This is a genomic window from Paenibacillus sp. (assembly GCF_031177825.1).
Taxonomy (GTDB): domain Bacteria; phylum Bacillota; class Bacilli; order Paenibacillales; family YIM-B00363; genus Paenibacillus_AE.
Genome location: NZ_JAPSKE010000024.1, coordinates 58,853 through 71,226 on the forward strand (window position 1 = coordinate 58,853; position 12,374 = coordinate 71,226).

Sequence of the window (12,374 nt, forward strand, 5' to 3'; positions counted from 1 at the left end):
AAATGGAATGGATTGTGGAAACCAAGGGATTGACGAAGCGCCTCGGCGCGAAGACGGCGGTGGATCGGGTCGATCTGCGAATCGGAAAAGGAGAAATCTACGGCTTTCTCGGCCCGAACGGCGCCGGCAAGACGACGACGATTCGCATGCTGCTCGGTCTGATGCGGCCGACGTCAGGCGACATCCGCGCGTTCGGGATGGGGCTGCGGAAACATAAGCTCTCGATTTTGAAAAGGGTAGGCTCACTAGTAGAGAACCCTTCCTACTACGGACATCTGACCGCCTATGAAAATTTGGAAGCGGTCCGGCGCATTCTCGACGCGCCGAAGCGCCGCATCGACGAGGCGCTCAAGACGGTGCGGCTCGATAAGGAAGCGCATCGTCCGGTGAAAGGCTTCTCGCTCGGCATGAAGCAGCGGCTCGGCATCGCGACGGCGCTGCTCGGCGAGCCGGAGCTGCTCGTGCTCGACGAGCCGACGAACGGGCTCGACCCCGCGGGAATATTGGAAATCCGCGAGCTGATCCGAAGCATGCCGAAGGAATACGGCATGACGGTGCTCGTCTCGAGCCATCTGCTGTCGGAGATCGATCAGATGGCGACGCAGGTCGGCATTATTTCCGGCGGCCGGCTCATCTATCAGGATTCGATTGGGGCGCTGCGCCGCCGATCGCAGTCGAGCATCCGCATGACGGTGGACGATCCGGCGCGGGCGCTGGACGCCTTATCGGAGCCCAACTTCGGGGCGGAACGGACGGAGACCGGCGTCAGCTTCCGCTTGACCTCGAACGAAGCGGTGGCGGCGGCGGTCGAGCGACTGGTCGCCGCCGAGGTATCCGTCTATCGCGTGGAGGAGTCGAAGACATCGCTGGAAGACATCTTCCTAGAGCTGACCGGCACGGAGGCGAGTTTATGAGCGGGGGCTTCGGACGCGCGTTTCGCGCGGAGCTCGCCAAGCAGCGGCGGACGTTCGTCTGGGGCTTGGTCGCGCTCGGCCCGTTCGGCGTCGTCGCGCTGCAGGCGGCCAATTACGCCGTGCGCTACGATTACTTGACGAACCTGTACGCGGACGATCCGTGGGGCGGGCTGATCGGCAACGTGAAGTGGCTCGCCGTGCCGGCGCTGATGGCGGGCCTCGCGATCGTAGCTTCCATGCTTGCGGGCTACGAGCACGCGACGAACGCATGGAAGCAGACGCTCGCGCTGCCGGTGTCGAAGACGGCGGTCTATACGGCGAAGGTGTCCGTGCTGACGATCCAGCTGCTCGCGTCCTGCACGCTGCTCGCCGCCGGCACGCTCGCCCTCGGGGTCGCGCTCGGGCATCGCTTGGCGGACGCGCCGCTCGCTGACGTGCTGGCGATGTCGTATTTGCCGCTCGTCGCCGCGCTGCCCTTCGTGGCGCTGCAGACGTGGCTGTCGACCGTCATGCACAATCAGGCTGTGCCGCTGACCGTCGGCATTCTCGGCACCGTACTTGCATTATATTCGTTCAGCTTCGCGGATTGGGTGCCTTATAAGTGGCCGTATGTCGGCGAGACCGGCTGGTCCGTACCGCTGACGCTCGCGGTCGGCGCCGGAACGGGCCTGCTGCTGTACGCGCTCGGCGCGACGCACTTCGGAAGGAGGGACGTGCGATGACGTTCCGGAACGTATTCGCCGCGGAGCTGTTGAAGCTCCGCAAGTCGCCGATCTGGCTGCTGGCGCTGATCAGCCCGGCGCTGACGACGCTCGTCTGCTTGGTCGAGTCGGGCGGCGACGGGACCGACCCATGGGTCGGCGCCATGTCCTCGGCGGCGCTGGTGCACGGCCTCTTGTTCCTGCCGCTGCTCTCGGGCGTGTTCGCCGCCTTCGTCTGCCGCTTCGAGCATGTCGGCGGCGGCTGGAAGCAGCTGCTCGCGCTGCCCGTCTCCCGCGGCGCCGTATACCTGTCGAAGTACGCGGTCGTCATGGGCGTCCTCTTGCTCACCCAGCTGCTCCTGCTCGCCGGCGTGCTGCTGGCGGGCGCGATTCGCGGCTGGCCGACGCCGATCCCATGGGACGTGCTGGCGCAATCGCTGATCGGCGGTTGGGCGGCGTGCCTGCCGATCGCGGCGCTGCAGCTCGGCGCATCCGCCTTATGGCAGAGCTTCGCGGCGCCGCTGGCGCTGAACGTCATTTTCACGCTGCCCGCCATTCTGATCGCCAACTCCGAGACGTACGGCCCGTGGTATCCGTGGGCGCAGCCCGCGCTCGCGACGATCCCGTGGGCGGCGGACAGCTTCGGCGCGTTCGAAGCGCCGTACGAGAAGCTCATGCTCGTCGTCGCCGGCAGCTTCGTCTTGTTCTTCGCCGCGGGTTTCGCGTATTTTCAGCGGAAAACGGCGTAGCGGCGCGAATCCGTTTTTTATTTTCCGGCGCTTTATGGTACGATTTAGGGATTAGCAGCCGACGAGATAGATAACGGATCGCAAAGGATGGGATGACCATGGCAGAACGAACCGAACGCGCCGAACGCATCGAGGGCGCGGAGGAACACTCCAACTTCATCAAGACGATTATCGTCGAAGATTTGAAGGCGGGCCGGGCGAAGGAGATCGTCACGCGCTTCCCGCCGGAGCCGAACGGCTACCTGCACATCGGCCACGCGCGGTCGATCGTCCTCAACTTCGGCGTCGCCGACGAATTCGGCGGTCGGACGAACCTGCGGTTCGACGATACGAATCCGGTCAAGGAGGACGTCGAATACGTCGAGGCGATCAAGGAAGACGTGAAGTGGCTTGGATACGAGTGGGACGGGCTGTTCTTCGCTTCGGATTACTTCGAAGAGATGTACGACCGCGCCGTGCTTCTGATTAAGAAAGGGCTCGCTTACGTGGACGACAGCACGGCGGACCAAATCCGCGAGATGCGCGGCACGCTGACCGAGCCGGGCCGGGAGAGTCCGCACCGGAACCGCCCCGTCGAGGAAAACCTGGACCTGTTCGCGCGGATGCGGGCCGGGGAGTTCCGGAACGGGCAGAAGGTGCTCCGGGCCAAGATCGATATGAAGTCGCCGAACATCAACATGCGCGACCCGGTCATCTACCGGATCTCGCACGCGCATCACCACAACACGGGCGACAAGTGGTGCATCTATCCGATGTACGCGTACGCGCATCCGCTCGAGGACGCGATCGAAGGCGTCACGCACTCGCTGTGCACGCTCGAGTTCGAGGATCAGCGCCCGTTCTACGATTGGGTCATCCGCGAATGCGAGATGCCGCACGTGTCGCGCCAATACGAGTTCGGGCGGCTGAACCTGACGAACGCGGTCATGAGCAAGCGGAAGCTGAAGCTGCTCGTCGACGAGAAGGTCGTGGACGGCTGGGACGATCCGCGCATGCCGACGATCTCCGGCTTCCGCCGCAAGGGCTTCACGCCGAAGTCGATTCGCGACTTCATTACGGCGACGGGCATCTCCCGGGGCAGCGGCGCGGTGGACGCGCGCATGCTCGATCACTACATTCGCGAGGACCTGAAGCTGAGCGCGCCGCGCACGATGGCCGTGCTGGACCCGCTGAAGGTCGTCATCACGAACTACCCGGAAGGGCAGGTCGAGATGTTGGAGATCGAAAACAACTCGGAAAACCCGGAGCTCGGCTCCCGCAGCATTCCGTTCTCGCGCGAAATCTACATCGAGCGCGAGGATTTCATGGAGACGCCGCCGCCGAAGTATCACCGATTGTACCCGGGCAATGAAGTGCGGCTGAAGTCCGCGTACTTCATCAAGTGCGAGGAAGTCGTGAAGGACGAGGCGGGCAACGTCGTCGAGCTTCGCTGCACGTACGACCCCGAGACGAAGAGCGGCACGGGCTTTACGGGCCGCAAGGTGAAGGGGACGATTCACTGGGTCGAGGCGACGCGCGCCGTGCCGGCGGAATTCCGTCTGTACGAGCCGCTCATCTACGACGAGGACGGCGAGACCGACCCGGACGCCGAGGCGGCTCCGGCGGGATCGCTGGAGGCGGAGGGCGAACGGCTGGCGGGCGCCGCCGGCGCCGACAAGTCGTTCCTGAACCGGATCAATCCGAATTCGCTCGTGACGGCGAACGGCTTCGTCGAGCCGGACATGAAGGACGCCGCCGCGCACAGCAAGTTCCAATTTTTCCGCCACGGCTACTTCAACGTCGATCCGAAGACGTCCGCGCCGGGACGGCCGGTGTTCAACCGAATCGTGTCGTTGAAGAGCTCGTTCGAAGTGTAAGAAACCAAGAGGCTGTCCGCCAGGGAATTTCCCGGCGGACAGCCTCTTGTTTCGATTATCGGCGGAACCGGGAACATGCGCCTAACAATACCCAACAACCGCCTAAGGCGAGACCGAGAGCGAACTTCATGGACGAGCCGGCGAGCAAGCCTTGATTCGAGGCGGCGAATTGCGGCAGCACCGGGTACGCGACGTTCATGATCGCTAATAAGATAAGCGTCAGGCGCAGCGGAGTCCGGCGAAAGGCGGTTTGCAGGAAGAGCAAACCGATACAGAGCAAGAAGGAAGCGGGATAGAACAGCAGGACGAAAATCGGAAGGCTCGAAGCGTAAATCCACTCCGCGAAAAAGTACGCCCCGCTGACGGCGAGCAAGGCGCCGCACGTCAGGCGCAATCCGAACAAGCCGGGCCTGACGTATTCGGCGATGTCCGAACGGTATAGCGTTAAGAGACCGTATCCTTGCAGCAGCGGCGCCAAGAACAGGAGGAAATCCAACAGGTACTTATCAGGGTACCCCGTGTTGATGAGCCGACGCATGACGACCCAATCGCAATAGTGGTGAAGCGCCAAGAAAAGTCCGCCGACGGCGAGAGAGACGGCGGTCGTTCGGATGCGGCGAGCGTTCTTCATGATACCCCTCCTATTCACGTTCATTATAAACTGCGATTGCGAAGGTTTTGCGGAGGAATTGCGAGCGATTTCCGGAAAAGCGAGGCCCTTAAAAACTTGTGACGATCTCCGTTTTTTCTTGACATCGCGATCGTATAATGCGGGTATTCCATCGCGAAGGAGAAACGAATATGAAGGGCAGGACGATCCGGCTGTTCGGCATGTGGGTGGCGTTGACGATCGCGGGTTATGCGTTCGGGGGGTATTTCGGGCATTTCCCCGGAGGATATAACGGAGAAGGATGGAAGCTTTCGGCCGGGGGATGGGGGCTGCTGGTCGGGGGCGTCACCGGCGCGGTCGCCGGGCTGCTGCAGCGGCCGGGGCTGCGGGCGTTGAGGATTCCCGCCGGCGGAAGGTGGGTGCTGGCGCACGCGGCGGGAATCGGGCTTACGCATGCGTTTCTCGATTTTCGGGCGGATTCCATTCATTACCTTCCTATAACCGCCGTCGGCGGCATGCTGCTCGGAGCGTTGTGCGGCTGGGCGCTCGGATCGCTAGGCGGAAACAAGCTGCTGTGGACCGCCGCCGGCGGGCTGTCCTGGACGGCGGCGCTGCTGCTTAGCGCGGCGCTGCTGCACGGTCCCGCCGACGCTTGGAAGATGAACCACATCTATGACGGCCTGACGGTCGGCGTCGTGAACGGCATCGTCTTCGCATCTCTACTAATACGATGTAAGCGGAGAGAGCCCGGCTTCTGAGGAAGGCGGGTTTTTCGTGTTCCTCAGGAAATGCGCCTCTTCGCAATTTCTTCGCATTTTCCGCGTACGATGTCGACGGGTTTCCGATACAACCTTCATACCGATCCCGTAGCATACGAAATGTCGAAAATTTCATTCCCACATTCCAAGGAGGACGTTATTCATGACGAAGAAGCAATTCAGCTATGCCCGCGTCGGGGCGGCGTTTTTGTGCGGGTCGGTCTTTTTTTCCGGGCTCGCGATGGCGCAGACGAACTCGATTTCCGTTTCGTTCGACGATCTGAAATTCATGGTTCGAGGCGAGGACCGGTCCTCGGCGAACGGGACGTTCGATAATCAAGGAACGAAGGTGCCGGAATCGATGATGTACCAGGGGACGACCTACGTACCGATCCGCATGGTAGGCGAGCTGCTCGGCCAGCCGGTTCACTGGGACGGGACGACGAAGAGCGTCTACCTCGGCGAGACCGATATCGAGCTGGTGAACGCCGACGGCGAGGCGATCGGGCGCGTGTCGCTGTCGCAGGCGGAAGGCGGCGTTCGGGTCAGCGTCGAGGCGTCGAACCTGACGCCGGGTCTCCACGGCTTCCATCTGCACGAGAAGGCGTTCGAAACCAACGACTTCAAGACGGCCGGCGGCCACTACAACCCTCACGGCAAGCAGCACGGCTCCGACAATCCGGCGGGCAGCCATGTCGGGGACTTCGAAAATTTGAACGTCGGCGAAGACGGCACGGTCGCCGCCTCGTTCGTCGTCGAAGGGCTGTCGCTGGATCGGGCGTCGGAGCATTCGATTTGGGGCAAGTCGTTCATGATCCACGCGGGACCGGACGACTACAAGACCGACCCGTCCGGCAATTCGGGCGACCGGATCGCCGGCGGCAATATCGACTGACGCGGTCTCGGAAATAGAGGGGCCGGCGCCCTCGCGTCGAATATGTAGTCCATACTTCCGGATGGAGTCGAAACCTTTTCTATAAGCGGGGGAACGGGATGGAACAACAGGCGGCGACGAGGGTGAACGTGCTGGTCGTGGACGACGAGGAGAAGATGACGTCGTTCATCGCCTCTTACTTATCGAACGAAGGCTACGGCGCGCAAGTCGCCCGCGACGGCGCGGAAGCGCTGCGGCTGCTGCAGGGCGGCGGGTATGACTTAGTGTTGCTCGATTGGATGATGCCGGGCATGAACGGACTGGAGGTATGCCGCAAGCTGCGCGCCTTCTCGGACGTCCCCGTCATCTTCTTGACCGCGAAATCGGAGGAAATCGACAAGCTGCTCGGCCTCGAGATCGGCGCGGACGATTATTTGACGAAGCCGTTCTCCCTGAGGGAGCTGGAAGCGAGGATTCGGGTGATCCTGCGAAGAACGAGCTCGCGGAGGCCGCCCGCGGAGCCGGCCGAGGAACCGATGTGGAAGCGGGGGAGATTGGCGATCGACTTGCCCGGGCATACGGTGTATTTGGACGGGAAGCCGATCGGGCTCACGCCGACGGAATTTAAAATAGTGGTCACGCTCGCGAAGCATCAAGGTCGCGTCTTCAGCCGTCTCGATCTGCTGGAGATCGCGCTCGGCGAAGAGTATACGGGCTACGAGCGCACGATCGACACGCATATTCGCAATCTCCGCAAGAAATTGGAGTCCGATTTCTCGAATCCCGAGATGATTCTTACCGTTCACGGCGTCGGGTATAAGATGGGAGACTTGTCGTGAGGGCGCAGGCGAAGCTCGGTTGGGTGCTGTTCGCGTACGGCGCGGCAGTGTTTCTCGCGGCGATCGCTCTCGTCCGAACGTTCGGTTACTCGTCCCTCCGCAACGGGACGCCGGAAGCGTTCGCCCTCGGGCTCGTCGCGATCGTCGGCATCGCCGGATTTTCTTATCTCCTCTCGGCGACGTGCGCCCGGCGGCTTACGCAGCTGGCCGAGCAAGCGGAGAACGTGCGCTTGCACCCGGCGCTTCCTCCGATCCGGATTCCCGGACCGAACGACGAGATCGCCGCGGTAGCCGGCGTCATCAACGAGCTGAAGAACAAGCTGACGAAGGGGGAGGAAACCCGGAATCAGCTCATCGCCGACGTCGCGCATGAATTGCGCACGCCGGTCGCTATCGTCCGAGGCCATCTGGAGACGATGCTGAAGGGCGCCGAAGAGCTGCGTCCCGAAAATTTGCTGCCGCTCCTCGACGAGACGAAGCGGATGTCCCGGCTCATTCAAGATATGCGAGACCTCAATTTGGCCGAAGCGGGGAGGCTGGCGCTGGACCGGACGTGGGTGCCGTTCGCTCCGACGCTCCAAGAGATCGTCTCGATCATGGAGTTGGAGGCGGAGGACAAAGAAGTAACGATCCATATGCATGGCGACTGGAGCGGCGAGGTGTATTGCGACGCGCCTCGCATCAAGCAGGTGCTGGTCAATCTCGTCGGCAACGCGATTCGGTACGTCCCTGAAGGAGGGGACGTCCGGGTGGCGTTCGAGCACCGGTCGGGGACGCTTCGCGTCCGGGTGTCGGACAACGGACCCGGCATCGCGCCGGAGCACCTGCCGTACCTGTTCAAGCGATTTTACCGGGTGGAGGAATCCCGCAACCGGATGTCCGGCGGCACCGGCCTCGGCCTCGCCATCGCGAAGGAATTCGTAGAAGCCCACGGCGGGACGATCCGCGTCTCCAGCCGGCTCGGCGAAGGAACCGAATTTACGGTCGACCTGCCGGTGTTTCCGCTAAACCCGTAACGGTCGACGAGGAACAAGGAAAGGGCGTGTACGGTATGCATGCCGATCGGTCGTTCATACGATTGCGAGACTTATGGAAAATATACGGGCACGGCGAAAACGGCCTGGAGGCGCTGAAAGGCGTATCGCTCGACATCGCGAAGGGGGAAATCGTCTCCGTGATGGGGCCCTCCGGCTGCGGGAAAACGACGCTTCTCAACTGCCTGTCCGGCCTGGACGACGTCAGCCGGGGAGAGGTATGGATCGAAGGGACGAATTACGCGTCCCTGCAAGCCAAGCAGCGCGACGCGTATCGGGCGAAGCACATGGGCTTCGTGTTCCAATCCTATAACCTCATCCCGGTGCTGACGGCCGCCGAAAACGTGGAGCTCCCTCTGCTGTGCGCGGGAGCGAAGCCGAAAGAAGCCAGAGAGAGAGCGGTACTGGCGCTTTCGAGAGTCGGGTTGCAGGAGCGGGCCGGCCATCGGCCGGGGGAGCTGTCGGGCGGGCAGCAGCAGCGCGTCGCGATCGCCCGGGCGATCGTCAACGAGCCGCTGATCGTCTGGGCGGACGAACCGACCGGCGCGCTCGACAGCAAGACGACGATTATGGTCATGGACTTAATCGAGCACTTGAACCGTACGGAACGGATTACGTTCGTGGTCGTCACGCATAATCCCGACGTCGCCGGTTATGCGGACCGCACGCTGTATATGGACAGCGGCACCGTGATCGACGAGAGAAAGACGCCGGCCAGACGCCCAAGGGACGACGCCGCGGGGGGATGGGCGTAATGTTCTATGCGGTCGCGACTTCGTTCTCGGCGCTCCTCTTCCTGTACGTCGTCCACCGGTTATCCCGCTATCCGCATCTAAGAAGGATGGCGTGGCGCAATCTGTGGTCGCAAAAGCACACCGCGCTGCTGACGGCGCTCGGATTGACCGCCAGCACGTCGCTGATCGCGATGACGCTTCTTGCGAACGCTTCGATGAACCGAAGCGCCGAGCTGAACGTAGAACGTCATTACGGGAACATCGCTTACGATATGCCGTCGACCGATCAAGCTTCGCTGGACGGGTCGCTGTTCGACCGGGCGGACGCGGAGAGAATCGCGGCGGGGCGTCCGGGCGGCGTACTGCCGATCGTATCGTACAACGGAACGGCGGTCGTGAAGAACGACCGGCAACAAAACCTGCTCGTCGTCCCGAATATGCACGTGATCGGCGTCGACGCGCCGGACGCCGTTCGCTTCGAGCCGTCGCTCGAGGCGGTGCTCGCGGGCGAACGGCCGGCCTCGGACGAGTTGCTGTTCTCGGAAAGCGCGGCGGCGGCGCTCGACGTCGAAGCCGGAGACGTCGTCTATATCCTCGACCGCGGGAATGCGGAGCATGCCTTCGCCGTGAAGCGCGTCGTGCCGGAGCGGGGCGTGACCGGTTATGTCGGCATTCATCGAGGGAAAGCCGCCATCCTCGCGCATCCCGACGCCGTTCGGCGGTTGGCGGGACTCGAAGGCGTCGGTTATACGAATTTACTGCTGTCGGACGCGGGACCGCACGGGTGGAAGGCGGTTCCCGTTCGGTCCGACGCGTTGTCGCAATATAAAGACGCAACCGCATTTATTTCCGCCGTGTTCGGCGTGACGAGCATGAATGCGGTCTTGATCGGACTCGTGCTCATCACGAATATTTTCAAGATGATCGCCGAGGAACGCAGGCAGGAGATGGGCATCTTGCGCGCCATCGGCCTCGGGAAACGGGATTTGAAACTATTGCTTCGCGCGGAAGGATTGCTGTACGGCCTGTTTTCGAGCGTCATCGGGGTCGCCGTCGGCCTGGGGCTTGCGTATTTCCTTACGAGCACGGTCGGCCGCATTATGGTCGAGACGTTCTCCGACGGCGCTTCCGGGACGTTCCGCTTCCATCTCGTGCCCGGCGCGATGGCGGCCGCCTGTTCCATCGGGCTTTTCATGGTGTTCGCCTGCGTATGGACGATTTCCCATAAGGCCGTCAAATTTTCCGTCGTCGAGGCGTTGCAGGCTCCGGATCCGGCCAAGCAAGCGGGTCGCCCGAAATCGTTGTTCGACCTGTGGCTGCTGGTGCTTTCCGGGGTGCTCGCAGCGTCCGTCGTCATCGTTACGGCCGTTCCCGGCATTCGCCGCGAATTCATTACCGAAGACCGCGTCGGTCCGGTGCTTTTGTTTACCTTAGGCTCGGTTCCGCTGTTCGTCTTCGTCCTCGCGCAAGGGTTGCCGTACCTCAGCGAAGGGCTGCTCCGGCTGTTCCGCCGTTCGGCCTCCCTTACCTTCGTGCTGCGGCTCGCTTTCCGCAATATGAACGCCAACCGGACGCGTACCGGATTGATCTTGCTGATGTTCGCCGCCATCTCGTGCTTCTGCAGCTTTCCCCTCGTCTACGAAGAGGCGGTCGGCGCGATGCTGAGCCGATCGGATCCGCGAACGGCGGCGGGCGGCTATGATTTGCTGGCTAGGGACGCAAGGGTATTAGTCACCGAAGACGTCGAGCGGCGATTGCAGCGATCGAGCGAGATCGGCGGACGGGACGGTTACCGAGTCGCGGCAGTGCGGCAGCTGCTATGGAAGGAAGAGCAAGGGGAGTGGGGGCCGTTCCCGCTCAAGGCGAACGGCATCGACCGGGCGTTCGCGGAGACGAACGACATCCCGCTCTGGCGCAAGGACGCGTCGTTCGCGAACGATCGGGAGGCATGGCTGGCGCTCGCCGAGGACGAAGATGCGGTCATCGTCTCTGAGGAGGCGCTGAATTATGAGAGAGGCGCCCCCTACGACGTCGGCGAACCGTTCCGGATTCGCATCGGGGAGAAGGAAGCGACGAAGCGCATCGTCGCCGTCGCCGCGGCCGCCGGGTATCATCCCGAATCGTTCGGCGTCTGGATGAGCGCGGAAGCCCTCACGGCGTTGGCGAAGGGAGAGGAGGAGCTCCATTCCACCCTGTTCGTAAAGCTCGCGAAACCCGATAAGGAACTGGAAAGAGCGCTGACCAAGGCGCTGACGCTGCAGAACATTTCGCCGGTCATCAACGTCGTGGCGTCGGAAAAAGGTTATTATCGGACGGCCGGCTACCTGATCCGGCTGTTTCTCGGGTTTAACCAGCTGGCGCTGGCGATCGGCATGACCGGGCTGCTCGTCGTCATGTACCGTCTCGTCCGGCAGCGGAAGCAGCAGATCGGCATGCTGCGGGCGCTGGGCGTACCGGCGAGCAAGATCTATTGGGTCGTGCTCTTGGAAGGGGCGTGCATCGGAGCGTTGGGCATCGCGCTCGGCTACTCGATCGGCACGTATATGAGTTACATCGTGTTCGATACGCTGATGGCGAACGATGTCGGGAACGAGCTTCGGCTGCCTTACGGGACGTTGGCCGCGTACTTCGCCGGAACGTTGGCCGTTGCGCTGGCGCTCTCGTGCTTGCCGGCGCGCGGCGCGCTTCGCGTGCCTCCGAGCGAAGCGACGCGTTACGCGGGCTGAGCGAACGTCAATGGCCCGACGTGACCTTCAGTCCGACCAGGCCGACGAGAACGAGCGCGAGGAACAGCAGCCGGAGCGCGCTGACGGGCTCGTGCAGGGCGACCATGCCGATCACAGCCGCGCCGAGCGCGCCGATGCCGGTCCATACGGCGTAGGCGGTGCCGATCGGCAGCGTCTTCGTCGCGAGCGCCAGCAAGTAGAAGCTAAGCGCCATGAAGACCAGCGTGACGAGAGACGGATAAAGACGCGTGAAGCCGTGAGACGCCTTCAGGGCGATCGCCCAGACGACCTCGAAGACGCCCGCGGCGAGCAGGTAGATCCATGCCATGCGTACAACCCTCCTTTTTCCGACAGCCCCGACACCAAAACAAAAAAGCCCGGGACATATCGTTCGATATCTCCCGGGCTTTTATCCCTCCGTGTACGCGGGAACGTTCGACCCCCGCGCGGCTTTCTCTTGGACCGTGCCGAACCGCGCGATCCGCGCGTCCGAGGAACCCTAGAAAGCCTTCCAAAAGCATAATACCACGAAAAGGGCGGTCTAGAAAGCGCCTTGACAGCATCTTCAGGGTGCATATA

Annotated in this window: 12 protein-coding genes and 1 riboswitch; of the genes, 10 read left to right on the forward strand and 2 right to left on the reverse strand. The window is 62.6% G+C overall.

Annotation, left to right across the window (positions count from 1 at the left end; all coding sequences use genetic code 11):
- Positions 1 to 2 precede the first annotated feature (2 nt).
- The 4 genes from RIN49_RS22070 to RIN49_RS22085 all read left to right on the forward strand — a co-directional run bounded on the left by RIN49_RS22070 (position 3) and on the right by RIN49_RS22085 (position 4,220).
- Positions 3 to 914 (forward strand): ABC transporter ATP-binding protein, encoded by a 912-nt coding sequence (locus RIN49_RS22070; protein ID WP_309122315.1) that lies wholly within the window; start codon positions 3 to 5, stop codon positions 912 to 914.
- Positions 911 to 1,636 carry an ABC transporter permease gene (locus RIN49_RS22075; RefSeq protein WP_309122316.1) on the forward strand — a complete coding sequence of 242 codons (726 nt, stop codon included), beginning with the start codon at positions 911 to 913 and terminating at the stop codon, positions 1,634 to 1,636. The genes RIN49_RS22070 and RIN49_RS22075 overlap by 4 nt, the downstream gene beginning before the upstream one ends.
- Positions 1,633 to 2,364, forward strand: a complete 732-nt coding sequence (locus tag RIN49_RS22080) for an ABC transporter permease (RefSeq protein WP_309122317.1) — start codon at positions 1,633 to 1,635, stop codon at positions 2,362 to 2,364. Before RIN49_RS22075 ends, RIN49_RS22080 begins: the two co-directional genes overlap by 4 nt.
- A gap of 98 nt (positions 2,365 to 2,462) precedes the next feature.
- The gene (locus tag RIN49_RS22085; protein ID WP_309122318.1) at positions 2,463 to 4,220 is read left to right on the forward strand and encodes a glutamine--tRNA ligase/YqeY domain fusion protein; all 1,758 of its coding nucleotides are present in this window, start codon (positions 2,463 to 2,465) and stop codon (positions 4,218 to 4,220) included.
- A gap of 55 nt (positions 4,221 to 4,275) precedes the next feature.
- On the opposite strand, the gene RIN49_RS22090 is transcribed toward RIN49_RS22085, so the two are convergent.
- The gene (locus RIN49_RS22090; RefSeq protein WP_309122319.1) at positions 4,276 to 4,851 is read right to left on the reverse strand and encodes a hypothetical protein; all 576 of its coding nucleotides are present in this window, start codon (positions 4,849 to 4,851) and stop codon (positions 4,276 to 4,278) included.
- A 170-nt stretch (positions 4,852 to 5,021) separates the two neighbouring features.
- On the opposite strand from RIN49_RS22090, the gene RIN49_RS22095 reads away from it, so the two are divergent.
- The 6 genes from RIN49_RS22095 to RIN49_RS22120 all read left to right on the forward strand — a co-directional run bounded on the left by RIN49_RS22095 (position 5,022) and on the right by RIN49_RS22120 (position 11,795).
- Complete coding sequence (locus tag RIN49_RS22095; protein ID WP_309122320.1) at positions 5,022 to 5,588, forward strand: hypothetical protein; 567 nt, start codon at positions 5,022 to 5,024, stop codon at positions 5,586 to 5,588.
- A gap of 163 nt (positions 5,589 to 5,751) precedes the next feature.
- Positions 5,752 to 6,483 carry a superoxide dismutase family protein gene (locus tag RIN49_RS22100; protein ID WP_309122321.1) on the forward strand — a complete coding sequence of 244 codons (732 nt, stop codon included), beginning with the start codon at positions 5,752 to 5,754 and terminating at the stop codon, positions 6,481 to 6,483.
- A 98-nt stretch (positions 6,484 to 6,581) separates the two neighbouring features.
- The gene (locus tag RIN49_RS22105; RefSeq protein ID WP_309122322.1) at positions 6,582 to 7,301 is read left to right on the forward strand and encodes a response regulator transcription factor; all 720 of its coding nucleotides are present in this window, start codon (positions 6,582 to 6,584) and stop codon (positions 7,299 to 7,301) included.
- Positions 7,298 to 8,317 carry a sensor histidine kinase gene (locus RIN49_RS22110; RefSeq protein ID WP_309122323.1) on the forward strand — a complete coding sequence of 340 codons (1,020 nt, stop codon included), beginning with the start codon at positions 7,298 to 7,300 and terminating at the stop codon, positions 8,315 to 8,317. Before RIN49_RS22105 ends, RIN49_RS22110 begins: the two co-directional genes overlap by 4 nt.
- Positions 8,318 to 8,352: 35 nt before the next feature.
- Complete coding sequence (locus RIN49_RS22115; protein ID WP_309122343.1) at positions 8,353 to 9,090, forward strand: ABC transporter ATP-binding protein; 738 nt, start codon at positions 8,353 to 8,355, stop codon at positions 9,088 to 9,090.
- On the forward strand, positions 9,090 to 11,795 hold the full coding sequence (locus tag RIN49_RS22120) for an ABC transporter permease (protein WP_309122324.1): 2,706 nt from the start codon (positions 9,090 to 9,092) through the stop codon (positions 11,793 to 11,795). Before RIN49_RS22115 ends, RIN49_RS22120 begins: the two co-directional genes overlap by 1 nt.
- 7 nt (positions 11,796 to 11,802) lie before the next feature.
- Here the strand turns inward: RIN49_RS22120 and sugE are convergent, their stop codons facing one another.
- Complete coding sequence (sugE, locus tag RIN49_RS22125; RefSeq protein WP_309122325.1) at positions 11,803 to 12,123, reverse strand: quaternary ammonium compound efflux SMR transporter SugE; 321 nt, start codon at positions 12,121 to 12,123, stop codon at positions 11,803 to 11,805.
- A 68-nt stretch (positions 12,124 to 12,191) separates the two neighbouring features.
- A riboswitch (guanidine-I (ykkC/yxkD leader) is annotated at positions 12,192 to 12,309 on the reverse strand.
- Positions 12,310 to 12,374: the final 65 nt, after the last annotated feature.